The sequence below is a fragment of the Klenkia sesuvii genome, assembly GCF_037083825.1.
Taxonomy (GTDB): domain Bacteria; phylum Actinomycetota; class Actinomycetes; order Mycobacteriales; family Geodermatophilaceae; genus Klenkia; species Klenkia sesuvii.
Window position 1 is genome coordinate 181,502 of record NZ_JBAPLU010000001.1, and the last position, 22,767, is coordinate 204,268.

Genomic DNA, 22,767 nt, shown 5'->3' on the forward strand with positions numbered 1-22,767 from the left:
ATCGAGCTGGTGATCAAACCGGACGACGCCGGTCCCGGCATCCCGAACCGATGCGGCGGCCGGCGGTCAGGGCGCGCGGACGGCGCGCTTGCGGTCGAACATCGCGGCGTCGACCTCGGCGAGGGCCTCGTCGACGGTCCGGTCGGCGGTCATGATGGTGACGCCGACCGAGGCCGACGCCGTGACGCTGTCCTCGTCGGGCAGCAGCACGTCGAGGCGGGCCAGCCGCTCGCGCAGGCGGTGCGCGAGCGCCTCGGCGCCCGGGGGCAGCAGGACGACGAACTCGTCGCCACCCAGCCGGCCGACGACCCCACCGGTGGCCTCCGCGCTCTCCTGGGCCACGGCTGCGACGGCCTGGAGGACCAGGTCGCCGGCGGCGTGGCCGGAGGTGTCGTTGACCGACTTGAAGTGGTCGAGGTCGAGCAGGACCAGGACGGCGCCGTCGGTGCTGGTGCGCTCGGCGACCTCGAAGAACCCGCGCCGGTTGAGCACCTCGGTCAGCGGGTCGGTGCGGGCCTGCCGCTCCAGGTCGTCCTGCAGGCGAGTGCGCCGCGCGACCTCCTCCGCCAGCCTGGCGTTGGCCTCGGTCAGCCGGTTCTGCAGCCGCACCCACGGGATCGCGGTGATCGGCGCGATGAGCAGTGGCATCAGCACGGGCGCCCCGTGCGCGACCAGCTTCACCGGCAGCGCGTCGAAGGTGAGCCCGAACGCCCAGTAGAGGAGGTGGGTGATGACCAGCGAGGCGACGGTGCCGGCGGCGACGAACCGCACCACCGAGCGCAACGCCGACGACGGGCGCGCGTCGTCCACCCGGGTGGCGACGCGTCCGACGGTGGTCACAGGGTGATCATCGACCGGTGGCGTCGCCGGACGCATACCCCCTCCGGGTGACGGGGCGCCGACGTGGGCCCCGTGGGGATCGAACCCACAACCCGCGGATTAAAAGTCCGCTGCTCTGCCAGTTGAGCTAGAGGCCCGCGGCCCGTAGGCCACCCGTCGCAGCCTACGGGCCCGGCCCACTGCCCAAGGGTGCGGCCGACTGCGGGTTCTCGCCCTGTCGGTGAGCCGGGAGAGGGCGCGAAGCCCGCAACCGGACGGCGCCCTCGGCCGAGCACGACCTGGGCGACCGCGGCCCCGGGACCTGTGCGCTCACGCAGGCCAGCAGTGACGCTCCGGGGTCGTGTGCCCCATCGCTCACCCGATCAGTGGCCGGTGCGCACCGAACGAGGGATCGCTCGCGCACGCAGGGTCACCTAGCGTCCTCGGGGTCCCACCGTGTGCCCAGGAAGCGAGCCCGCCCATGCCCGGCAAGGAGCAGCAGGTCGTTACGACCCGACCGCTCGTCCGCGGCAGCGTGCTCCCCCGGCGCGAGGGACGGCGCCGGCTGCGGGCCCCGTTCGCCCGCTGTCCGCAGCGGGCCCGGTACGGCGCACCCCGCCTGCTGGTGCTGGTGCCGGCGCGCGACGCCGAGGCGACCCTGGCCCGCACGCTGACCTCGCTGCGCGCCCAGACCCGGGTGCCCGACCGCGTCGTCGTGCTCGCCGATGCCTGCACCGACGGCACCGAGCAGGTCGCCCGCCGCTTCCCCGGGGTGACCGTGCTGCGCACCGTCGAGAACGCCGACGGCCGCACCGGCGCCCTCGCCCAGGGCTGGCGGCGCTTCCAGGCCTCCGCCGACCTGGTCGCCGTCGTCGACGCCGACACCGTGCTCGCCCCCGACTGCCTCGAGCAGCTCGAGCGCGAACTGGACGCCGGTGGCCGGCACGGTGGCGTGCTCGTGCGCTTCGGGGTGGACCAGCGACTGGGCACCACCCGCCCCGCCCGCCTGCTGCTGCGCCGCGACCCCGCCGAGGCGACCGCCTGGGCCGTGGACGCACTGCTGGGTGCCCGCCGCGACCCCGCCCGGGGCGGCTCCGTCACCCTCGTCGGCGCCCGGGCCCTGCGCGACGTCGCGGCCGCCCGCGGCACCGCCGCCCCCTGGTACGCGACGGCCCCCGACCCCGACCAGCAGCTGATGCGCGACCTCACGCGGACCGGGCACGTCGCGGCCACCTCCACGACCGCCCGGGTGCACACCGGCCCGGTGCTCACCACCGCCGGCCTGCTCGTCTGCCGGCGCGCCCGGTACCGCGGCGGGGACCACGGCGGGGACCTGCGCGGCCTGCTGGCCCCCGTCGCCACCCGGCTCGCCCTCCTCGGGCTGGTCGTGGCCGCCGTCGCCGGCTCCTGGCCGTTGTGGCCCTGGGCCGTCGCGGCCGGCTTCGCCGCCCTGGTCGGTGCCGCGCGGGCCCTGGTCGGCCCGCACCGCACCGTCACCGACGTGGTGGCCGGGGCACTCCTCGTGCCCGCCGAGGTCGACCTCTGGCTGCGGGTCGGGTGCGCCGTCGGTGCCCGGGTCCGCCCCGCAGCTCGCACCTGACCCCCACCAGCCCCCCGGCTGCACGTCCCCCCACGTCGCGGCCGGGTGTCGGAACCCGGCCCCGGCCGGTCCCCTCCCCCGGGACCGTCCGGGGTCGGGCGCCGTCCAGCCACGGACCTGAGAACCGGCACCCTGGGCGACCGGGCCGTTGCAGGTGACAACCATCACGGTTGCTGGGTCGCACACCGGGAATGCACAGCGCGGGCACCGGTTGGTGCCGTAGGAAGTTCCACAGTGCAACCACCTCGCACCCCCCTCGCGACCCCTGGAGAACCGGTGACCTGCCCGAGCATGCTCCGCCGGCCGCACGCGGTCGACGTGCTGCGCCACGGGATCGGCTCCGGGCACGGCCACCGGGTCGTGCGGGCCGTGCTGGATCGCGAGACCGGACGCGCGCAGCTGGCCCGCTACGCCATGGTCGGGGCCGTCTCCAGCGCGCTCTACGCCGTCCTGTTCGTGGCGGTCGAGGGCGCCGGGGAGCAGCCGGCCAACCTGGTGGGCGCGATCGCGTCGACGCTGCTGGCCAACGAGCTGCACCGCCGGCTCACCTTCCACGCCGGCGGTCGGGTCGGCTGGTTCACCGCCCAGTGGGAGGGCGGCGGCCTGGCGGCCCTCGGCCTGGTGGCCACCTCGCTGGCGCTGGCCGCCCTCGACCACCTGGCCGACGACCCCGGCTGGGCGGTGCAGGTGCTGCTGATCGGTGCGGTCACCGGCGCCGTGGGTCTGGCCCGCTTCATGGCCCTGCGCGCCTGGGTGTTCCACCGGTCACCGGCCCGCGGGGAGTAGCCGGCCCGGTGGTGGGGTAGGTCGTTGCCCGTTCAACGACCATCGAGACCCCGGAGGTCCCCCCGATGACGAAGATCGCCGTCGTCTACTACTCGTCCACCGGCAACACCCACCAGCTCGCGCAGGCCGTCGCCCAGGGTGCGGAGGAGGCCGGCGCCGAGGTGCGGCTGCGTCGCGTCGTCGAGACCGCCCCCGACGCCGCGATCGACAGCAACCCGGCCTGGCGGGCCCACCTGGACTCCGTCACCGACGTGCCCACCGCCTCCCCCGAGGACCTAGAGTGGGCCGACGGCTACGCCCTCGGCACGCCCACCCGCTTCGGCACGCCGTCGGCCCAGCTGAAGGCCTACATCGACACCCTCGGCGGCCTCTGGGCCACCGGCAAGCTCGCCAACCGGGGCGCCACCGCCTTCACCAGCGCGCAGAACACCCACGGCGGCAACGAGTCGACGATCCTCACGCTGTTCAACGTCTTCTCCCACTTCGGCGCCGTCATCGTCCCGCCGGGCTACACCGACCCGCTGCTGTTCGAGGCCGGCGGCAACCCCTACGGCGCATCCGTCCCCTCGGGCGGGGACGCCTCCGCGGCCTCCCCGCAGGTCCTGGCCGCCGCCCGGTACCAGGGGCGCCGGCTCGCCGAGATCTCGGCCAAGATCACGTCCTGATCACACCCCGGGCCGCGCTCGCCAGCTGGGCGCGGCCCGGGGGGACCCGATCACTAGCCTGGTCCGGTGACCACGGCGCCGAGCTCCCCCGAAGGGCGTCCCGACCACGCCACGGGCGAGGCCGTCGACGCACCCGTTGCCGACCCGACCACCCAACGGCGGGGGGTGCGCCTCACCGTCCGGTGGCTGCAACGCATCGTCGTGGCCCTGGTCGGCGCCACCCTGGGCGTGCTCCTGCTCGGCCGGGTCGAGGCCCCCATCGGGCCCTTCGACGCCACCGTCGCCTTCACCCCGGCCATCTCTGGCGGCGCCGAACTGGAGATCCCACCCCTGGGCTCCCTCGCCGTCGACGCCTACGACGGCCCGCTGCGCCTGGACGTCCAGCTGCGCCGGGTCGACCAGCTGCGCGCGCAGGCGCTGGCCACCGACCCGACCCAGCTCGACGGCGTCGTCGACCGGGTCAGCGCCGACCTGCGCGCCGCGGTTGAGCAGCTGGCCTGGACCACCGGCGCCGCCGCGCTCGGCGGCGCCGCCCTGTTCTCCTTCATCGCCCTGCGCCGCACCCGCGAGCCCGTCATCGCCGTCGGGCTCTCCGTGGTGCTGCTGGCCGGCACCGCCGGCCTCGGGGCAGCCACGTGGCGCCCGCAGGCGCTCAGCCAGCCGACCTACACGGGCCTGCTGGTCAACGCCAACAGCCTCATCGGCTCGGCGCAGGACATCGTCGCCCGCTACGACGCCTACCGGGCCTCGCTCGAGGACCTCGTCACCAACGTCAGCACCCTGTACTCGGCGGTCTCCACCCTGCCCGACCCGGCGATGACCGCCGACAGCGTCGCCCTGCTGCACGTGTCCGACATCCACCTCAACCCCGCCGGGGCAGGTCTGGTCTCGCAGGTGGTCGCGCAGTTCGGCATCGACGGCGTGCTCGACACCGGGGACATCGTCGACTGGGGCAGCCCAGCCGAGAACCAGACCTTCGGGTGGATCGGCGCCCTCGGCGTCCCCTACGTCTTCATCCGCGGCAACCACGACTCCGCGGTCACCGCGGCCGCCGTCGACGCCCAGCCGAACACGGTCGTCCTGGACGACACCGGGACGACGGTGGCCGGCATCGAGGTGGTGGGCGCCCCCGACCCGCGCTTCACCCCCGACAAGGACGCCGAGGGCGGCACCCAGACGCTGGAGGAGACCGGCGAGGAGCTCGCCGACGCCATCGCCGACCTGGACACCCCGCCGTCGATCGCGATGGTGCACGACCCGAAGCAGGCGCCCCCGCTCGACGGCGTGGTCCCGCTGGTGCTGGCCGGCCACACCCACGAGCGCGACGTCTCGGTGCTCGACGACGGGACGCGCCTCATGGTGGAGGGCTCCACCGGCGGCGCCGGCCTGCGCGGCCTGCAGGGCGAGGAGCCCACACCGCTGACCTGCACGGTGCTCTACCTCGACCCGGCCACCGGCGCGCTGACCGCCTACGACGAGATCACCCTTGGCGGACTCGGGCAGTCGGAGGTCACGATCGAGCGGACCTACGTGCAGGCGCTGCCCACCGGCGACGACGAGGACGGCGGCCAGGACGACGGCGGCCCGGGCAACGGCCCGGACGGCGGGGGCCCGGACGGCGGCGGGGACCAGGCCACGCCCACCGATCAGCCGGTCGAGGGTCCCGCCGTCCCGACCCCCTGACCCCTACGCTCCCGGGCCATGACGACCTCGCGCGCCGCCCGCCTCGCCACCCCCGTGCTGACCCTGTCCGCCCTGGTGGCCCTGACCGGTTGCTCGTTCACCTCGCACAACGTGTCGTGCTCGGGCAACCAGTGCACCGCCACCCTGACCGGGGAGGGGTCGGAGGCCTCGATCCTGGGCACCTCGCTGGCCTTCGCCGGCACCCAGGACGGGCGGGCCACCCTCTCGGTGGGCGGGGCGGAGGTCTCCTGCGCGACCGGCGAGAGCGTCACCGCCGGTCCGCTCTCGCTGACCTGCACCTCCGTCGAGGACGACCGGGTGGAGCTCACCGCCTCGCTCGGCTGATCAGCTCACGACTGCACGTCGACGACGATGCGCGTCGGGTTGCTCAAGCTGTACACCCGGAACGGGCGGTCCTGGGTCAGGCCCACGTAGGCCAAGGCCTGACCCTCGAAGGTGGAGTCGAAGTAGACCCCGCTCACCGGGCCGGTCTGGGGGCCGTAGACCCCCGGCGCGGCCTCGGTCACCCCGGGCGCCGCGTAGGGGTTGGTCACCCTGGTCAGGGTGACCCGGAGGAACGTCGTCCCGGGCACCTCGAGGGCGGTGCCCGACCCCTGCTGGGAGGGCGCGTCGGTGTAGGCGACGTCCCAGCCCGGCACGGCGTCGCCCGAGACGTCGAACACGACGCGGCCGAAGCCGTCCTGGGCACCCAGGCGCACGTCGGTGACGACGGTCGGCCCCTCCCCGGCCACCGGGTCAGCGGACACGGGCGCGGGCTCGGCGGGGAACGCCGGCACCGCCGCACCGCCGTCGTCCCCGGCCGCGACGGTGGTCGAGGCGCTCGTCGGCGTGGTCGCCCCCGCGGCGCTGCCCGTGGCCGCCGCGGACGACGTCGAGCCGGTGCTGCTGCCGGCTTCCTGGGCCTCGCCCCCGCCGCAGCCGGCCAGCAGGACCAGCGTCGAGAGCGGGACGGCGACCAGGCCTCGGGTCAGGGCGGTGCGGCGCATGGACCCACAGTGGCAGGTCCGGCGAGCCGTGCGGGAGAGCGGCACGCGGGGGATCCCCCGGGAAGGTGAGGCTGGCCTGCCGTTTCGTCGGTGCCGCGCGGGGCACCACGGGCTGCGCCCAGCCCCACCACGAGAGGTTCCCCGTGCTCGACGTCACCGACCTGGTCCTCGAGGACCACCACACCATGCGCCGCCAGTTCGCCCTGCTCGACGACTGCTGGGACGACCCCCGCGCTCTCGGCATGATCTGGAAGGGCCTGGCCCGGCTGCTCGACGTGCACGCCGCGTGCGAGGAGGAGGTGTTCTACCCCTACCTGCTGAAGTACGGCGACTCCGGGGACGACGACTCCACCGAGGGCGACGTCGTCGACGAGACCGACGACGCGCTGGGCGACCACAACGAGATCCGCGACGCGGTCGCCGCGGCCGGCAAGGAGGAGCCGGGCAGCGAGGCCTGGTGGAGCGCGGTGCGCAAGGCGCGCGAGGAGAACGACGACCACCTGGCCGAGGAGGAGCACGACGCGCTGCCGGACTTCCGGCGCAACGCCTCGGTGGAGCTGCGCGCGGAGCTGGCCCTGCGCTGGCTGGACTGGCGCTACGCCCACGACTCGGGCGAGGGGATCACCTACGACAAGGACCCCGAGACCTACATCGAGCAGCACCGCTCCTCCCCGGTGGCCGGCCCGGTCGGGCACCCGGTCGACGCCACCTCCGTCACCCAGGCCTGAGGCCCACCCACGACCCGCCGGGCCCCCCTGTCACGAGGGGCCCGGTGGGCATGTATGGTTCTCCCTGCCTCCAGCGAGCACGAGCCCTCATCGTCTAGTGGTCCAGGACGCCGCCCTTTCAAGGCGGTAGCACGGGTTCGAACCCCGTTGGGGGCACGCAGTACAGCATCACAGCCACGCAGTACGCACCACAGCAAGGCCCTGTAGCGCAGTTGGTTAGCGCGCCGCCCTGTCACGGCGGAGGTCGCGGGTTCGAGTCCCGTCAGGGTCGCCGACCGATGTCCACGGATCCACCCCGTGGACGCCGGCAGCGGGCCAGGTAGCTCAGTCGGTACGAGCGCTCGCCTGAAAAGCGAGAGGTCGGCGGTTCGACCCCGCCCCTGGCCACCCCTCCCCGCCCGGCTCACAGGCCCGGCACAGCCGCAGCACCGGTCCTGCACGGTCACGGTGCGCACCGTCCTCCTCGACACCGAGGAGGACGCGTGGAACTCGATCTGCCCCGTCGCCGGGCCACCCGCCGCGTGCGGTGGGCCACCGCCGCCGTCGCCGGCGGTGCCCTGGCCGCCACCGGCGCGCTCACGGTCGTGGTGGCCGAGGCGCACCCGGCGACCGCCAGCAGCACCGCCGACACCGCCGACGCGGGCACCGCGGGCCTGGAGACCCCGGCGACCCCCGGCGCCGACCAGCAGGACCGGCTGGCCGGCCCCGGTGGCGTCTCCGCCGGGCAGGGCGGCCGGTCGCACGCCTCCAGCGGTGGCTCGTGAGCACCGTGCAGCGCGACCGCGCCGCGCAGCTCGAGCGCCCGGTCGCCGTGGCCGACTGGACGGCGTGGACCTGCCGGGTGCGCCTGGCCGTCACCGACCCCGCCGCGCTGCCGGCCGCCCGGGCGCTGCTCACCGCCCGGTTGGCCGCCGTCGACCGGGCGTGCAGCCGGTTCCGGGCCGACTCCGAGCTGGCCGCCGTCGACGCGGGGGCCGGCCGGTGGACGCCGGTCGGGCCGTTGCTGGCCGAGGCGCTGGCCGTGGCGCTGCGCGCGGCCCGGCTCTCCGACGGCGACGTCGACCCCACGGTGGGCGGTGCGATGACCGCCCTCGGGTACGACCGCGACCTCGACCTGGTCGACCCCGGTCAGGTGCCCCCGGTGCTCTCCCCGGTGGCCGGCTGGGGCACGGTCGAGCTGGACGGCGACCGCGTCCGCATCCCCTGGGGCACCCGGCTCGACCTGGGCGCCACCGCCAAGTCCTGGACCGCCGACCGGGCCGCCGCCGACATCGCCGCCCGCACCGGCGTCGGAGCGCTGGTCTCGATCGGCGGCGACGTGGCGGTCGCCGGCCCGGCGCCCGCGGGCGGCTGGCGGGTGCGGGTCGAGGACGTCACCGGTGACCCCGACGCACCGGCCGGGCCGGACGCGCAGGTCGTCGTCCTCACCGACGGCGGGTTGGCGACCTCGGGCACCCGGGCGCGGCGCTGGCGGCGCGGCGGGGTCGAGGTGCACCACGTCCTGGACCCGCGCACCGGGCTGCCGGCCACCCCGGCCTGGCGGACGGTGAGCGTCGCCGCCGCCAGCTGCACGGACGCCGGCACCGCCAGCACGGCGGCCGTCGTGCGCGGGCGGGCCGCGCTGCCGTGGCTGGCCGGGCTGGGTCTGCCGGCCCGGCTGGTCGGCGAGGACGGCGACGTCGTCACCACCGGGGGGTGGCCGGCGTGGACGTGCTGACCGACGGCGGGTTCCTCTGGTACCTGAACCGGGCCACCGGACTGGTCGTGCTCGCGCTGATGACGCTGACGATCGTGCTCGGGGTCCTGGTGCACCGGCAGGTCGCACTGCCCGGGCTGCCCCGGTGGGGCACCGTCGGCCTGCACCGTGGCGCGGGGTTGGTGTCGGCGGTGCTGCTGGTCGTGCACGTGGTCAGCGCCGTCGTCGACGGCTACGTGCGCATCAGCTGGCTGGACGCCGTGCTGCCCTTCGTCGCCGGCTACGAGCCCTTCTGGGTCGGGTGGGGCACCCTGGCGGTCGACCTGGCCGCGGTGGTGGTGCTGACCAGCCTGCTGCGCGGCCGGCTGCCGCTGCGGGCCTGGCGCGCCGTGCACCTGACCTCGTACGCGTTGTGGCCGCTGGCCCTCGCGCACGGCCTGGGTGCCGGCACCGACCTGGGGTCGGGCTGGCTGCTGGGCGGGGTGGTCGCCTGCGCGGTCGCCGTCGCGATCGCCTCCGGGGTCGCCCTGGCCGGACGACGCCGCGCCCGTCCCCCGCTCGAGCGGGCCCCCGACGCCCTGGCGCAGGCCCGCGCCGCCCTCGCCTCCGGCCGCCCCGCGGCCGCCGTCCGGAACAGGTGATCCGTCGTGACCGCTCCTCCCCTCGCCCGCGGGCTGCTCGGCGCCGGTGACCCCTCGCTGGCCGCCCACCGCGCGGCGCACGGCCCGCTGCCGGCGGTGCCCGACCTCGCCGTCCTCGCCGGGGACCTCACCGGGCGGGGCGGCGCCGGGTTCCCGGTGGCCCGCAAGCTGCGCGGGGTCGCCGAGGCCGCCCGGGCCGCCGGCACCCCCGCCGTCGTGGTCGGCAACGGCGGTGAGGGCGAGCCGGCCGCGGCCAAGGACGCCGTCCTGCTGGACCGGTCACCGCACCTCGTGCTCGACGGGCTGGCACTGGCCGCCCGCGCCGTGGGGGCCGACACCGTGGTGCTGGCCGCCGGCCGCCGGTCGCTGCCGGGCCTGCAGCGGGCGGTGGCCGAGCGCGGGGCACCCGTGCGGCTGGTCGAGCTGACCGACCGCTTCCTCGCCGGGGAGGAGACGGCGCTGGTCGCCGCGGTGGACGGCGGCCCGCCCCTGCCCCGGGGCCGCGCGGTCCCGGTGTGGCGGCGCGGGGTGCAGGGCCGGCCCACCCTGGTGCACAACGTCGAGACCCTCGCCCGGCTGGCGCTGCTGGCCCGCGGCGGACCGGCGACGACGAGCACGCTCGTCACGCGGCACGTGCCGGGTCGGCACGGCCCGGTGGTCGACGTCGCCGAGGTGCCGCTGACGGCGCGGCTGGGCGACGTGCTGGCCCTGGGCGACGCCCAGGCCGTGCTGGTCGGCGGCTACCACGGCAGCTGGGTGCCCGCCCGCGCCGCGGCGGGCCTGACCCTGACCCGCGACGGGCTCGCCCCGGCCGGCGCCGCGCTGGGCGCCGGGGTGCTGGCCGCGCTGCCCGCCGACCGCTGCGGGTTGCGCGAGACGTCCGCGGTGGTGTCCTACCTGGCCGCGGAGTCCGCCGGGCAGTGCGGGCCGTGCCTGAACGGGCTGCCCCGCGCCGCCGCCGGCCTCGAGCTGCTGGCCCGGCCCGGCCCGCACCCGCCGGGGCTGCTGGCCGACGTCCACCGCTGGGCCGGCCTGGTCGTCGGCCGGGGCGCCTGCGCGCACCCCGACGGCAGCGTGCGCCTGGTGACCAGCGCCCTGCGGGTGTTCGCCGACGAGCTGGCCGCGCACGCCGCCGGCCGGTGCACCGCGACCTCGCACGCCCCGTTCCTGCCGGTGCCGGCCGGTGCGCGATGAGCGCGCGGTTGCGGGTGGACCCCGTCGCGTGCACCGGGCACGGGGTCTGCGCCGACCTGCTGCCGGAGGCCGTCGTCCTCGACGAGTGGGGCTACCCCCTGCTGGCCGCCGGTGAGCTGCCCGCCGAGCTGCGCCGACCCGCCCGCCGGGCGGTGGCCGCCTGCCCGGCCCGCGCGCTGCGGCTGGACCGCGCCACCGGCGCACGACAGACTTCTCCTGGGCAGCTCACAGGGAGCGCGCAGGTAGCGCGTCCACAGTGATGCCCATGACCGCCATCGAGACCCGCCCCACCGGGACCGCGACCAGCTCCCGGGCCCAGCTCACCCGCCCGGACGGCAGCGCCCTGCGGGTGCTGGTCGTCGACGACGAGCGCTCCCTCTGCGAGCTGCTCTCCCTCGCCCTGCGCTACGAGGGCTGGGACGTGCGGACCGCCGCCGACGGCGCCGAGGCCGTGCGCGCCGCCCGCGAGTTCCGCCCCGACGCGGTCGTGCTCGATGTCATGCTGCCCGACATGGACGGCCTCGAGGTGCTGCGCCGGCTGCGCGCGGACTCCCCGCTCGTGCCGGTCGTGTTCCTCACCGCCAAGGACGCCGTCGAGGACCGCATCGCCGGGCTGACCGCCGGCGGCGACGACTACGTCACCAAGCCCTTCTCCCTCGAGGAGGTCGCCGCCCGGCTGCGCGGCCTGCTGCGCCGCACCTCCCGCGTGGTGGCCGACGACGGCCTGCTCGTGGTCGGCGACCTGACCCTCGACGAGGAGTCCCACGAGGTCACCCGCGGCGGCGACGACATCCGGCTGACCGCCACCGAGTTCGAGCTGCTGCGCTACCTCATGCGCAACCCCAAGCGGGTGCTGTCCAAGGCCCAGATCCTCGACCGCGTCTGGCAGTACGACTTCGGCGGCCAGGGCAACATCGTCGAGCTCTACATCTCCTACCTGCGCCGCAAGATCGACGCCGGCCGTTCCCCGATGATCCACACGCTGCGGGGCGCCGGCTACGTCATCAAGCCCGCCGTCTGACCGGACGCATGCCTCCCGGCACCGAGCCCGCAGCCCGACCCGCCCGCCGGCGGCTCTCGCTGCGGGCTCGGCTGCTGGTGGCCTTCCTGGTGCCCACCGTCCTCGTGCTCGGCGTGGTCGGGCTGGTGTCGGTGCTGACCCTGCGGCACCAGCTGGTGGCCCAGGTCGACGAGGGGCTGGGCGGAGCCGGGGAGCGGGCGCTGCGGACGGTCTACGACGACGACGACCAGCCCCCGGCCGGCGGACCCGGTGGCGGGGAACCCGGCGACGGTCCCGAGGAGCTCGGCGGCCCGGGCCAGGGCGAGGGCACCGTCGTGGCCTACGTCGAGGACGGGCGGGTCACCAACGCCGTGGTGATCGACCGCTCCGGTGACTACACCGCCCTGTCGACGTCGCAGCAGGCCCGGTTGGGCGGCCTGACCGCCGACACCCGCCCGACCACGGTGGACCTGGGCGACGGGCTGGGCGAGTACCGGGTGGTGGCCGAGACGACCCGCGACGGCGCCGTCGTCGTCACCGGGCTGCCGCTGGCGGGGGTGCGCAGCGCGCTGGCCCGGCTCGTGGTGGTCGAGCTGCTGGCCGGCCTGGTCGCCGTCCTGCTGGCGGCCCTGGCCGCGGGGCTGACCATCCGCCGGCAGCTGCGCCCGCTCGACCGGGTCGCCGCCACCGCCACCCGTGTCTCGACGCTGGAGCTGTCCACCGGTGAGGTGCAGCTGGCCGAGCGGGTGCCGCCGGCCGACACCGACCCCGGCACCGAGGTCGGCCAGGTCGGCGCCGCGCTGAACACGATGCTCGACCACGTCGAGAGCTCGCTGGCCGCCCGCCAGGCCTCGGAGACCCAGGTGCGGCAGTTCGTCGCCGACGCCAGCCACGAGCTGCGCACCCCGCTGGCCTCGATCCGCGGCTACGCCGAGCTGGTGCGCCGGCAGCACGCCGACGTCGAGCCCGAGGTCGGGCACGCGCTGCGCCGGGTGGAGTCCGAGGCCGTGCGCATGACCGGCCTGGTCGAGGACCTGCTGCTGCTGGCCCGCCTCGACGCCGGCCGCGACCTCACCGTCGAGGAGGTCGACCTGGCCGCGCTGGTCGTCGACACCGTGTCCGACGCGCACGTGGCCGGTCCGGACCACCACTGGCGGGTCGACCTCCCCGACGCCGGGGTGCTGGTGCCCGGCGACGGCGCCCGGCTGCACCAGGTGCTGGCCAACCTGCTGGCCAACGTCCGCACGCACACCCCCGCCGGCACGACGGCGACCGTGCGGCTGCGCACCGACGGCGACGCGGCGCTGCTCGAGGTGGCCGACGACGGGCCGGGCATCCCGGCGGCGTTGCAGGCCACGGTGTTCGAGCGGTTCGCCCGCGGCGACTCCTCGCGCTCCCGGCAGGCCGGCTCGACCGGTCTGGGCCTGGCCATCGTCAGCGCGGTGGTGTCCGCGCACGGGGGCAACGTCTCGGTCGCCAGCCGGCCCGGCCGCACCGTCTTCACCGTCCGGCTGCCGCACGCCGTGCAGGTGGCGGTCGACCCCGACGGCGAGCTGGACGACGACCCCGCAGAGGACCCCGCAGAGGACCCCGCACAGGACCCCGCACAGGCCCCCGGACCGGCCGCCGGCGACCCGGTCGGCGAGGGGCGGTGACCGGCACGGTTGGCGACCCACGTCACGGGTAGGTCGCGATGCGTGACGAATCCGACCGATCCGCCGCCGTCCCCGCTGACCGACGACCCGCCGGCCCCCGAGGTGTCGGTCGAGACCACCGGGCCCGGCGCCGTCCGGGTGACCGTGGTCGGGGACTTCACCGCCGAGGCACGGCGGCCGGTCATCCGCGTGGTCACCGACCTGCTGCTGGGCGCGGACCCGCCGCAGTCGGTGCAGCTGGACCTGCACCGGGTCACGTTCCTCAACTCGGCGGGGCTGTCCACCGTCGTCCAGCTGCACCGCATGCTCGAAGGCCGCGGTGCCGAGCTGGAGCTGGTGGTGGGCACGACGGTGGTGGCGCGACCGCTGCAGCTGTCAGGCCTCTGGCACCGCTTCCACGTGCGCGACGAACGCCCGCCCGGCTCCTGACCGGCGACCGTCCCCGGGCGCCGGCGCGGTTACCGATGCCCTGGGGCAGAACCGTCCCCGGAGTCCTGGGCCACGACCCCGTGATTTGACTTGCAACGCATCCGCGTTCGAACGTATGATCGAATGCGTGCAGTCGTCGGCCCCGCTCACCGGTCCCACCCCGGGTCCACCGTGGAGCGACGACGAACCCGGTCTGCCCGACACCCTGCGCCTGTCCCCGGCCGCGGTCGCCGAACGCGCCGCACGACGCGCCCGCATCGACGCTGCCCACCCTGAACCTGCGCCCCCTCCGACTAATGACACCGCCACGCCCTGCGCGAGCGGTCCGACCGCATCCGGCAGGTTCCGGACCACCCGACGCCGGAGAGCCCCCGCTCGAGCCAGCGACCGCGCCGCCGCAGCGCGCGCAGAGTTCGAGGCCGCGACCTGGCCGACCTTCGCCCCGCCCGCACTGGGCGCTGCCACCGGACCCATGTCCCAGGTGATGGCCGCCGAGCGCGCCCTGGCCACAGCCACTGCTGCCCGCGCCCGTGCGCTCAGCGCCCTCGCCGACGCCCGCCCCGCTGGCGACGACCGACCCGCCGGCACTCCCGGCGCCATGTCCGCCGAACGCCGCAGCGCGCGAGCCGACGTCCTGTCCCAGGTCTCGGAATGGGTCGTCCGCGAACTCCGCGTGTCCCTCGCCGTCACCGACACCGCCGCCGACCGGATGCTGGTGCAGGCCCTCACCCTGACCCGACGCCTCCCCGGCGTCCTCGCTGCACTCGAGGGCGGCACCATCCACTGCGGGCACCTCCCCGCGCTCGTCGACCTGCTCGACCCCATCACCGACCACACCTTGCGCGCCCGCATCGAGGCCGAGCTCCTCCGCTGGCTCGCCGCCCGCGGCGCCACCGGGACCATCACCACCCCTGCCCAGCTCCGCGCCAAGGTCCACCGCGTCCTGCTCGCCCGCGACGCCCGCACCCAGGCCGAGAACCTGCGCCGCGCCCTGGCCACCCGCGGCGTGTTCACGTCCCCGGAGCCCGTTCCCGGCATGAGCGGCATCTACCTGCGGATGACCACCGCCGAGGCCGCCGCCCTCTACGCCGCCCTCGACCAGCTGGGTGCAGCCCTCCCCGGCGACGAGCCCGCCGACGGAACCGCAGACGGGCCTCGGCGCAGTCGGGCCGAGGAGATGCTCGACGTGGTCCTCGACCTCGTCCTCCGCCCCGGCAGCTCGTCCGTGCCTGCGGTGCAGATCTCCCTCACCGTCGTCGCAGCACTCGAGACCCTCCTCGGCGCCGACATCCCCGGCGACATCGGCGGGCACCTCGTCCCCGCCGCCGAGATCCGTGCGCTCATCGACCTCCTCACCGGCATCCCCCTCGCCGACGACCACGACGCCGAGGCCGGCGACGAGGCCGGCGACCGGGCGCACCACGAGCACCACGACGAGGCCGACGCCCGGGCCGGCGACCCCCAGACCGAGTACCTGCAGGCGGACGACGTCGAGCAGTGCGCCGCCGCGGCCGCCGAGGCCGCCGAGGCCGGCGACCCCCGGGCGACCGCCGCCCGAGGCGAGCCGCCGCCGCTGGACGACGCCACCTACTGGGCGATGGTCGACCAGCTCGTCGCCGCGGCCCCCGACGCCGACGACATGTGGTTCGACCCCGACGACCCGCTCTGGCCCGACCACGACACCTGGCCCTGCGACGACACCTCGGCCGGCGACACCGTGGGAACACACCCCGTTGCGCCCGACGACGCGTGCCCTGGGCGGGTCGGCCCGGCCCGCCCGACCGACCACTCCGCATCGCCGACCACCCAGAGCTCCGCGGGCACCGGTGCCGAGACCGCTCTCGACGCCCTGCGCGTCGCTGCCCCAGCCGATGTCGCGGCCCTCCGCGGCCTGCTCGCTGCCACCCGTGCCACCACCGGTGGCGGGCTCACCCACCGACCCCGCATCGCCCTCACCCACGCCCTCACCGGCGCCCTGGTCTCCCTCACCGACCTCGCCGGGCTGCAGAAGGCCGCCGCCACCGGGACCGGCCTCGGGCCACCCCCGGACACCGACGGCTACCACCCCGCCGCCGCCCTCGAGCGACACGTCCGCACCCGCGACCGCCGTTGCCGCACGCCCGGCTGCCGCCGACCCGTCATGACCGGCGAACTCGACCACCACGTCCCCCACCCCGCCGGCCCCACCTCCGCCGCCAACCTCTGCGGCCTCTGCCTCACCGACCACCGCGGCAAGCACCAAGCACCCGGCTGGCGGCACCACCTCCACCCCGACGGCACCTACACCGTCACCACCCCTGCCGGCCTCACCGCACGCACCGCACCGCCCGCAGTTCTGTGACCGTGCTCGGGCCCTACCCGGCCGGTGGGGTTGCGGGCACCGCGACCCAAGACCCATGGCGGACGCCGGCGCCCCTCAGGCGTCCGTCGGCACAACGGTCCGGCGTTCCGCCCCCGTGTCGACGAACGCCGCCAGGTACGCGCCGGGGTCCCAGCGGCTGTCGCTCACAGCTGGGGCAGGTGGTGGGCGAGGTCCGGGTGGGGGCCGGGTGCGGATGCCGACATGTCGACACGGGCCTCGCCGAAGAGGGTCGACATGTCGACACCGGAGCGCGCGCAACGCCGCAGGGCCCGGGTCGCGGCGATCTCGACGGCCACCCCCTCGACCTGACCGAGCACCCGGCCGACCCCACCCGGGCGCACGAGGTCCGCGAGCCGGGCCACCTCGCCCGACGACCACAGCAACGGACCGCTCTGGGTCACCTGGGTGCGGCAGCGGGCCAGCACCGGCGCTGGCGGCTCCCCGGCGTGCACCCGCGGGTCGCCGTCCAGCAGCTCCGGGTCGACGCCCCAGACCTGCAGGTCCAGCCCCGCCGCGAGCAGCGAGCGCACGCCCAGCACCGTCGCGTCGACGTCCGCCCCGGGCGCGAGACGCGCGACGACGTCGGGGTGGCGCCACCACCCGCCGACGCCGCGGGCGGCCGGGTCGGGCAGCAGCCGGGTCAGCGAGCGGGTCTCAGCGTTCTTCTCCCGCCGGGCCGCCACGGGGTCGTCGCCTCGCAGCCCCCAGTCGGGTCCGTCGTGCCAGGCCACGGCCCGCTCGCGGTGGGCCAGCACCGCCCCGGCGGTGAGCAGCCGGTGCGCCAGCTCCCAGTCCTCGCCGCCGTAGCCGTCGAAGGTCTCGTCGAAGCCCCCCACCTCGTCGAACAGTGCCCGCGTCGTCCCCATCACCGCGCTGATGACGAAGCGGTAGGACCGGTCGTCGGCGTCCAGGAGCGACCCGGCCGACCGCAGCCAAGCCGGCTCGGTCAGCTCCGCGGGGGCCGGGCCGCCGGCGAACCAGGCCAGCAGCCGCTCGGGCGTCCAACCGGCCAGGTCGGCGTGCCGGCGGCGGCCGGTGACCAGCGCGTCGGGCACCAGCGCCGGCAACGCGGCCAGCTCCTCGACGTAGGTCGGCTCGGGCACGGTGTCGCCGTCGACGAACAGCAGGACGTCGCCGTCGGCCGCCCGCGCACCCAGGTTGCGCGCCGCGGCCGCCCGGAAACCCCGGTCCTCCTGCCGCACCACGACCACCCCGGACCCGACGACGGGTGGCGAGGGGGACCCGTCGTCGGCCACCACCACCTGCAGCCGCGTCGCCGGGTGGGTCTGCGCCGCCAGCCCGGCCAGCACGAGGTCCAGCTGGGCCTGCGCCCGGTAGTGGGGCACCACCACGCTCACGGTGGGCGGCTGCGCTGGCCGGACGTGGTCGAGCGCCGACCAGTCGTTGCCGCGCACCACGTACCGCCCCGGCTCGCCGAGTGGCGGCTTCCGGTCGGGATCGGACCCGGGACGAGCCATCAGGCGCCACTCACCGAGGCCCAGACGGCGCGGTAGGCGGCCACCGTCCCCGGCATCGACGGGCCGACCGGTGTGCCGGGGTGCAGCCAGGTCGAGGTCGGGTCGGCCACCGCCTCGGCGAGTGCTGGGGCCAGGTCGTCGTAGAGCCACAGCGCGCCGGGGCAGCGGGCGGCCACCTCCCGGGTGTAGGCGACGTCGGGCACGAGCGGACGGCGTCCGGCGGCCAGCCACGACCCGATCGAGCCCGAGGCCGAGACGTGCCGGTGCGGGGCCAACGGCACCGAGGCCGCGCGCAGCCGGGCGGGCAACGCGTCGTCGGGCACGTAGCCGGTGACGGTCAGCGGCCCGAGGGCGGCGAGCTCGGCGACCAGGTCGTCGTGGCCGTCGGAGGGCCGGCCCAGCGCAGTGAGCCCCGTGCCGGGCGGCAGCGCCCGCAGCGCCTCGTCGTGCCCCTTGCCCGGGTACAGGAAGCCCAGCACCACGACCTGCCCGTCCGGCGGCGGCACCGGCCCGGGCGGCAGCACCTGCACCGGCAGGGGCACCACGTGCGGGACGGCGTCGGCGAACGCCCGCAGACGGGTGGCCTCGTGCTCGCTGTTGACCACGACCGCGGCGGCGGCGGCCACCACGGCCGCGTAGGCGCGGGCGCGGCGCTGCTGGAGCACCGACCCGTCGTCGGGCGGCACGTCGTGCAGGGTCACCACCAGCGGACGGCGCAGGCCGGCCGCCAGCTCGGTGAAGGCGGCCGCGGAGGTCTCGGCGGTGGGCCCGAACAGCCGGTCGGTGTAGTGCACCTGCACGAGGTCCGGGCCGGTCCCCCCCGCGGCCTCGGCCAGCTCACGGGCGTACCGGGTCACGCCGTGCTCGGGCGGACCGACCAGCAGGTGCTCGACGCCGTCCCCGGCCCCCGACCCCGCCCTCACGAGCCCGAGCGGTCGGCGGCGACCCGGCCGTAGACGTGGTCGTGCACCCGGCGCAGGTGCGCGCGCTGCTCGGCCCGCCAGGCGGGGTCGGCCCTCGGCGGCCACGGCCGGGTGACCGCGACCAGCACCGCCGCGGTCAGCGACCCGGTGTCGAGGCCGCGCACCTCGTCGTTGCCGTAGAGCACGACGTCGTCCCACTGGTCGGCGTAGTGCCCGCAGGTCGGCGCGACCACCCGCGTGCCCACGTCGCGGCAGGCCTCCAACCAGCCCGAGTGGGTGCCGAAGCGGTGCGGCAGCACCGAGACGGCCAGCGTCTGCAGGTAGGCGGTCAGCTCGGCGTCGTCGTAGCGGGGGTGCACCACCAGCTCGTACTCCCCCGCGTCGGCGCCCTCGCGCAGCCCGGGCACCCGTGCGGCCAGGTCGACGTCGTCGTGCACGTCGACCCGCAGGCGCCCGCCGCCCGAGACCGCGCCCGAGGCCGCGGCGCGCACGACGTCCAGCGGGTCGAGCAGGTTGGTGCGCAGGGACTTCAGGTGGACGCCGACCAGCCGGGGTTCCCGGCCGACGTCGGGCAGCGGCGTGACCAGGCCCGGGTGCGGGACGACGATGCACGAGCGGGAGAACCGCTCGGCGACCTCGTCGGCGGCGCCCTCGGTCAGGGTCAGCACCACCTCCGCCGCACCCAGCAGCGCGGCGAGGTGCCGGTCGTGGCGCTCGCGGGTGGAGTGGTGCGGGTTGCGCAGGTCGTGCACCGTGACCACGAGCCCCACGCCGCTGCGGCGCACCGTCTCGGTCCAGGTCAGCATCTCGTCGGGGGTCAGCCCGTCGTAGCCGAAGTGCAGGTGGACGACGTCGACCTCGGCGGCGTGCGCGGCCAGGTAGTCGGGGTCCAGCCACGGGCTCGGCGCCCAGGGCTGGTCCGGCGGGGGCGGCGGGCCGACGCGCTCGACCCCCGCGGGCAGCACCGCGTCGAGGTAGGGGTGCGTGTGCGGCACGGTGACCACCCGCATCAGACGGCCACCCAGTCCTCGCCCGCGCGGCGCACCAGGCCGCGCTCCTGGAACGCCTCCAGCCAGCCCTGCATGGGCCACCAGCCCCAGCGCCGGGCGAAGACCGCACCGTTGGCCAGCACGTCGGACAGGTGCTCGACGGGGGGTCGGGAGACCGGGTGGTGCTGGTGGAAGGCGGCCGCACCGCCCACCCAGCGCAGCGGCACCCCGGCCGCGTGCGCGGTCTCGGCGAAGTCGGTGTCCTCGCCGCCGTAGCCGGCGTACTCGGTGCAGAACCCGTCCAGCCGGGTCCAGGTCGCGGCGGTCAGCGCGAACGACAACGACCAGAACAGGCGGTGGTCCGCCGCCGGCCACACCTCGCCGTCGGGCGGCGCGGGTCGGGCCGGGTGCGGGTCGGCCAGGGTGGGCAGGGCCGCCAGGTCGTAGTCGGGCGCCGGCGGCAGGTACGTCACGGGACCCGAGTCCAGCACACCGTCCTGCGCGACCGCCGCGTACCTGGCCAGCAGGACCGGCGCCGGGATGCAGTCGACGTCGAGGAACACCAGCAGTCCCGCACCGCGGTCGAGGGCGGCCGCCGCGCCGGCGTTGCGGGCCGCGGCCAGCGGCAACCGGTCCCCGGCGGGCAGGTCCACCACCCGCGCGCGGTCCCCGACCACGGCCGCCACCCCGTCGTCGCCCATGGCCACCACGACGTGGTCGTCGGCGGGCCGGGTCTGCGCCGCGAGGCCGGCCAGCTGCCGGGCGAGGTGGTCGTGCCGGCCGTGCACGACGGTGACCACCGCCGTCCTCACCGGTGCGCCACCGCGGAGATCTCGGCCGCGGCCCGCTGCGCGGCGTCCCCGGGCGACCAGCGCGACCAGCCCGCCCCGCCGAGGGCGCGCGCCTGCTGCAGCAACCGCGGCCAGGCCGCGGTGTCGGGCCAGCTCGGCAGCCCGACGGCGATGCCCGCGCGGTGCAGGGCGTCGGTGGTGCGGTGCTGCTCGCGGAAGGGCCGGTCCTGGGCCACGACCACGGCCGGACGGCGGGCCGCGGCCACCTCGGCCAACGCGTTCTGCCCGGCGTGGGTCACCACCAGGTCGGCGGCCGACAGCACCGGCCACGGGTCGGCCGACCAGCCGCCGGTCCCCCCCAGCACCGTCCACGACAGCTCGGGGGTGACCGACCGCAACGCGTCGACGTCGTCCTGGGTCACCGCGCTGCCGCCGCTCCCGGCCAGCAGCACCGCGGTGCCCGGCGCCGGGTCGGCCGGGGGTCGGCCGTCGAACCGGGAGACCGCGCCCACGTGCACCGCGCGGTCGCCGAGGGCAGCCAGCCACGGCGGGTCGAGCACGTCCTGCGGCCAGAACGCCAGCACCCGGTCGGCGACGGTGTACCCGGTGGTGTGCGGGGCGTCGGTGCGGTCGCCGGGCATGGCGGTGACGACGACGGGCACGCCCATCAGCCGCAGGAAGACGCTGACCTCGACCGAGACGTCGACCACCACGGCGGCCGGACGCGCCTCGTCGACCCAGGCGGCCAGCCGGGCCATCCGCTCGCGCATGCCGTCGTGCCCGCGCGGCGCCCAGTGCAGCGCACCGCCCGCGGTGACCTCCTCGACGGGGTGCGCGGCGTCGTCGGCCAGCGGGACCCACCCGGCGAAGGGGCCGCCGGGGTCGGGCAGCGACGACAGGCCGGTGACCGGGACGTCGAGCACGGCGGCCACCGCCGCGGCGCGGTGCAGGTGGCCGCGTCCCTGGTGGTGCACGTACCAGCCGATCACCGGCGTCCCCCCGCCCTCACGCAGTGGCCACCACGGTGGCGGCCAAGGAGCCGTAGAGCTGCTCGTACCGGTCGACCATCGTCTCCACCGAGCAGTGTGCCCGGGCCCGCTCCCGCGCGTCGGCCCGCGCCAGACCCTCGGCCTCCGGGATGGCCGCGGCCAGCCCGGCCACGTCGCCGGCGGGGACCAGCCGCCCGCACGCCGGCGTCAGCACCTCGGGGATGCCACCGCGGGCGAACGCCACCACGGGGGTGCCGCAGGCCAGCGCCTCGGCCACGACCAGGCCGTAGGGCTCGTCCCAGCACGGGGTGACCAGGGCCACCGAGGCCCGGCCGACGGCGCGGGCCAGCTCGGGGTGGTCGAGGTGGCCCAGGTGGGTGACCCCGCGGCCGAGGAAGGGGGCGATGGTGCGGTCGAAGTACTCCCGGTCGACCACCGGACCGGCGATCTGGAGCTCGCGGCCGGCAGCCAGCGCCGCCTGCACCGCCAGGTGGGTGCCCTTCTCCGGCACGATGCGCCCGGACCAGATCAGCGGTCCGCCGCCGGGCCCGGCCACCCAGCGGTGGAGGTCGACGCCGTTGGGCACCACCCCGACCTGCTGCCGGATGCCGGTGGAGGACCGCCAGGCCGACGCGGTGTGCTCGCTGACGGCCACCAGCTGCACCGGCGTCGGCCCCCCGCTCTGCAGCGCGGACTCCAACCACGGCGTTGGTGGGCAGTGCAGCGTCTGGACCATCGGCACCTGCAGCGCCGGGGCCATCGCCAGCGGCAGGTAGTGCAGGGCGTGGTTGTGCACGAGGTCGAAGTCGTGGGCCCGGCGCCCGGTCAGCTCGAGCATCAGCGCGAGGTAGGCGTGGTGGTCCTCCAGGAACACCTCGGGCGCCATGCTCACGTCGGCCCGGGCGGCCGGGCTGACGTCGAGCTGGCCGACCGCCAGGTGCTCCACCGCCAGGTCGGGGTCCGAGCCCGGCGCGGCGAAGAGGGTCACGTCGTGGCCGCGGGCGGTCAGCGAGCGGGTGAGCTGCCAGACGTGGGACTCCAGCCCCCCGGCGAACGGCTCGGCGATCGGGTACCGGCTGGAGGCGATCACCGCGATGCGCAGCCGGCGCCCGGTGTCCGGCCCCCCGGCCAGGTCGGTGCGGGGCGGCTCGGGGCGGGACGGGACCGCGCGCAGGCGGCCACGGCGCGGCACGGTCACCCCGTGGGCGCGCTGGGGTGGGGGGGTGTTCTCGGGCACGGTCGGGCAGCACCTCCTGACGGCGGGCACCCCACGCCGGGCAGCGGCGGGGATCGAGCGGGGCGGGGACGGCGACCGGCACCCCGCTTCATGAG

General features: G+C 76.5%; 23 protein-coding genes and 4 tRNA genes. 18 read left to right on the forward strand and 9 right to left on the reverse strand.

Annotated elements, in window-relative coordinates; translation table 11 throughout:
- Positions 1-66 precede the first annotated feature (66 nt).
- A complete protein-coding gene (locus tag TEK04_RS00910; RefSeq protein ID WP_336402408.1) occupies positions 67-840 on the reverse strand; it encodes a GGDEF domain-containing protein in 774 nt (257 codons plus the stop codon).
- A 64-nt stretch (positions 841-904) separates the two neighbouring features.
- Positions 905-977: transfer RNA gene (locus tag TEK04_RS00915), tRNA-Lys, on the reverse strand.
- 323 nt (positions 978-1,300) lie between these two features.
- Here TEK04_RS00915 and TEK04_RS00920 point away from each other — a divergent pair.
- From TEK04_RS00920 to TEK04_RS00940, 5 genes are all read left to right on the forward strand, one after another.
- Positions 1,301-2,419: a glycosyltransferase gene (locus TEK04_RS00920; protein WP_336402409.1), complete on the forward strand. Its 1,119-nt coding sequence runs from the start codon at positions 1,301-1,303 to the stop codon at positions 2,417-2,419.
- Between the two features lie 276 nt (positions 2,420-2,695).
- Complete coding sequence (locus TEK04_RS00925) at positions 2,696-3,205, forward strand: GtrA family protein (protein ID WP_336402410.1); 510 nt, start codon at positions 2,696-2,698, stop codon at positions 3,203-3,205.
- Positions 3,206-3,270: 65 nt separating this feature from the next.
- Positions 3,271-3,870: an NAD(P)H:quinone oxidoreductase gene (wrbA, locus tag TEK04_RS00930; protein ID WP_336402411.1), complete on the forward strand. Its 600-nt coding sequence runs from the start codon at positions 3,271-3,273 to the stop codon at positions 3,868-3,870.
- 66 nt (positions 3,871-3,936) lie between these two features.
- Entirely contained in the window at positions 3,937-5,553 is a 1,617-nt protein-coding gene (locus TEK04_RS00935) for a metallophosphoesterase (protein ID WP_336402412.1), read from the forward strand.
- A gap of 18 nt (positions 5,554-5,571) precedes the next feature.
- Entirely contained in the window at positions 5,572-5,898 is a 327-nt protein-coding gene (locus TEK04_RS00940) for a hypothetical protein (protein ID WP_336402413.1), read from the forward strand.
- Between the two features lie 5 nt (positions 5,899-5,903).
- Here the strand turns inward: TEK04_RS00940 and TEK04_RS00945 are convergent, their stop codons facing one another.
- Positions 5,904-6,560, reverse strand: coding sequence for an AMIN-like domain-containing (lipo)protein (locus tag TEK04_RS00945; RefSeq protein WP_336402414.1), 657 nt, complete (start codon positions 6,558-6,560; stop codon positions 5,904-5,906).
- 143 nt (positions 6,561-6,703) lie between these two features.
- On the opposite strand from TEK04_RS00945, the gene TEK04_RS00950 reads away from it, so the two are divergent.
- From TEK04_RS00950 to TEK04_RS01010, 13 genes are all read left to right on the forward strand, one after another.
- Positions 6,704-7,288, forward strand: a complete 585-nt coding sequence (locus TEK04_RS00950) for a hemerythrin domain-containing protein (RefSeq protein ID WP_336402415.1) — start codon at positions 6,704-6,706, stop codon at positions 7,286-7,288.
- 83 nt (positions 7,289-7,371) lie between these two features.
- Positions 7,372-7,444, forward strand: a tRNA-Glu gene (locus TEK04_RS00955).
- A 41-nt stretch (positions 7,445-7,485) separates the two neighbouring features.
- Positions 7,486-7,559 (forward strand) — tRNA-Asp (locus tag TEK04_RS00960).
- Positions 7,560-7,601: 42 nt separating this feature from the next.
- Positions 7,602-7,675, forward strand: a tRNA-Phe gene (locus TEK04_RS00965).
- 95 nt (positions 7,676-7,770) lie between these two features.
- Entirely contained in the window at positions 7,771-8,052 is a 282-nt protein-coding gene (locus TEK04_RS00970; protein ID WP_336402416.1) for a hypothetical protein, read from the forward strand.
- Positions 8,049-9,005, forward strand: a complete 957-nt coding sequence (locus tag TEK04_RS00975) for an FAD:protein FMN transferase (RefSeq protein WP_336402417.1) — start codon at positions 8,049-8,051, stop codon at positions 9,003-9,005. Before TEK04_RS00970 ends, TEK04_RS00975 begins: the two co-directional genes overlap by 4 nt.
- Entirely contained in the window at positions 8,993-9,625 is a 633-nt protein-coding gene (locus tag TEK04_RS00980) for a ferric reductase-like transmembrane domain-containing protein (protein WP_336402419.1), read from the forward strand. Before TEK04_RS00975 ends, TEK04_RS00980 begins: the two co-directional genes overlap by 13 nt.
- A 6-nt stretch (positions 9,626-9,631) precedes the next feature.
- Positions 9,632-10,819, forward strand: coding sequence for an NADH-ubiquinone oxidoreductase-F iron-sulfur binding region domain-containing protein (locus TEK04_RS00985; protein ID WP_336402420.1), 1,188 nt, complete (start codon positions 9,632-9,634; stop codon positions 10,817-10,819).
- Positions 10,816-11,079 carry a ferredoxin gene (locus TEK04_RS00990; protein WP_336402421.1) on the forward strand — a complete coding sequence of 88 codons (264 nt, stop codon included), beginning with the start codon at positions 10,816-10,818 and terminating at the stop codon, positions 11,077-11,079. The genes TEK04_RS00985 and TEK04_RS00990 overlap by 4 nt, the downstream gene beginning before the upstream one ends.
- Positions 11,080-11,084: 5 nt before the next feature.
- Positions 11,085-11,840, forward strand: a complete 756-nt coding sequence (locus TEK04_RS00995) for a response regulator transcription factor (RefSeq protein ID WP_432277309.1) — start codon at positions 11,085-11,087, stop codon at positions 11,838-11,840.
- Positions 11,841-11,848: 8 nt separating this feature from the next.
- Positions 11,849-13,474 carry a sensor histidine kinase gene (locus tag TEK04_RS01000; protein WP_336402422.1) on the forward strand — a complete coding sequence of 542 codons (1,626 nt, stop codon included), beginning with the start codon at positions 11,849-11,851 and terminating at the stop codon, positions 13,472-13,474.
- Between the two features lie 42 nt (positions 13,475-13,516).
- Positions 13,517-13,903 (forward strand): STAS domain-containing protein, encoded by a 387-nt coding sequence (locus tag TEK04_RS01005; RefSeq protein ID WP_336402423.1) that lies wholly within the window; start codon positions 13,517-13,519, stop codon positions 13,901-13,903.
- 472 nt (positions 13,904-14,375) lie between these two features.
- The gene (locus tag TEK04_RS01010) at positions 14,376-16,244 is read left to right on the forward strand and encodes an HNH endonuclease signature motif containing protein (RefSeq protein WP_336402424.1); all 1,869 of its coding nucleotides are present in this window, start codon (positions 14,376-14,378) and stop codon (positions 16,242-16,244) included.
- 164 nt (positions 16,245-16,408) lie between these two features.
- Here TEK04_RS01010 and TEK04_RS01015 read toward each other — a convergent pair whose 3' ends face one another.
- The 6 genes from TEK04_RS01015 to TEK04_RS01040 are packed head-to-tail and all read right to left on the reverse strand — an operon-like array spanning position 16,409 to position 22,672.
- Positions 16,409-17,743, reverse strand: a complete 1,335-nt coding sequence (locus TEK04_RS01015; protein WP_336402425.1) for a glycosyltransferase — start codon at positions 17,741-17,743, stop codon at positions 16,409-16,411.
- On the reverse strand, positions 17,743-18,666 hold the full coding sequence (locus tag TEK04_RS01020; RefSeq protein WP_336402426.1) for a glycosyltransferase: 924 nt from the start codon (positions 18,664-18,666) through the stop codon (positions 17,743-17,745). Before TEK04_RS01020 ends, TEK04_RS01015 begins: the two co-directional genes overlap by 1 nt.
- Positions 18,663-19,661 (reverse strand): hypothetical protein, encoded by a 999-nt coding sequence (locus TEK04_RS01025; protein ID WP_336402427.1) that lies wholly within the window; start codon positions 19,659-19,661, stop codon positions 18,663-18,665. The genes TEK04_RS01020 and TEK04_RS01025 overlap by 4 nt, the downstream gene beginning before the upstream one ends.
- 14 nt (positions 19,662-19,675) lie before the next feature.
- Complete coding sequence (locus TEK04_RS01030) at positions 19,676-20,467, reverse strand: glycosyltransferase family 2 protein (protein WP_336402428.1); 792 nt, start codon at positions 20,465-20,467, stop codon at positions 19,676-19,678.
- A complete protein-coding gene (locus TEK04_RS01035) occupies positions 20,464-21,435 on the reverse strand; it encodes a glycosyltransferase (RefSeq protein ID WP_336402429.1) in 972 nt (323 codons plus the stop codon). The genes TEK04_RS01030 and TEK04_RS01035 overlap by 4 nt, the downstream gene beginning before the upstream one ends.
- A gap of 16 nt (positions 21,436-21,451) precedes the next feature.
- Positions 21,452-22,672 carry a glycosyltransferase gene (locus TEK04_RS01040; RefSeq protein ID WP_336402430.1) on the reverse strand — a complete coding sequence of 407 codons (1,221 nt, stop codon included), beginning with the start codon at positions 22,670-22,672 and terminating at the stop codon, positions 21,452-21,454.
- Positions 22,673-22,767: the final 95 nt, after the last annotated feature.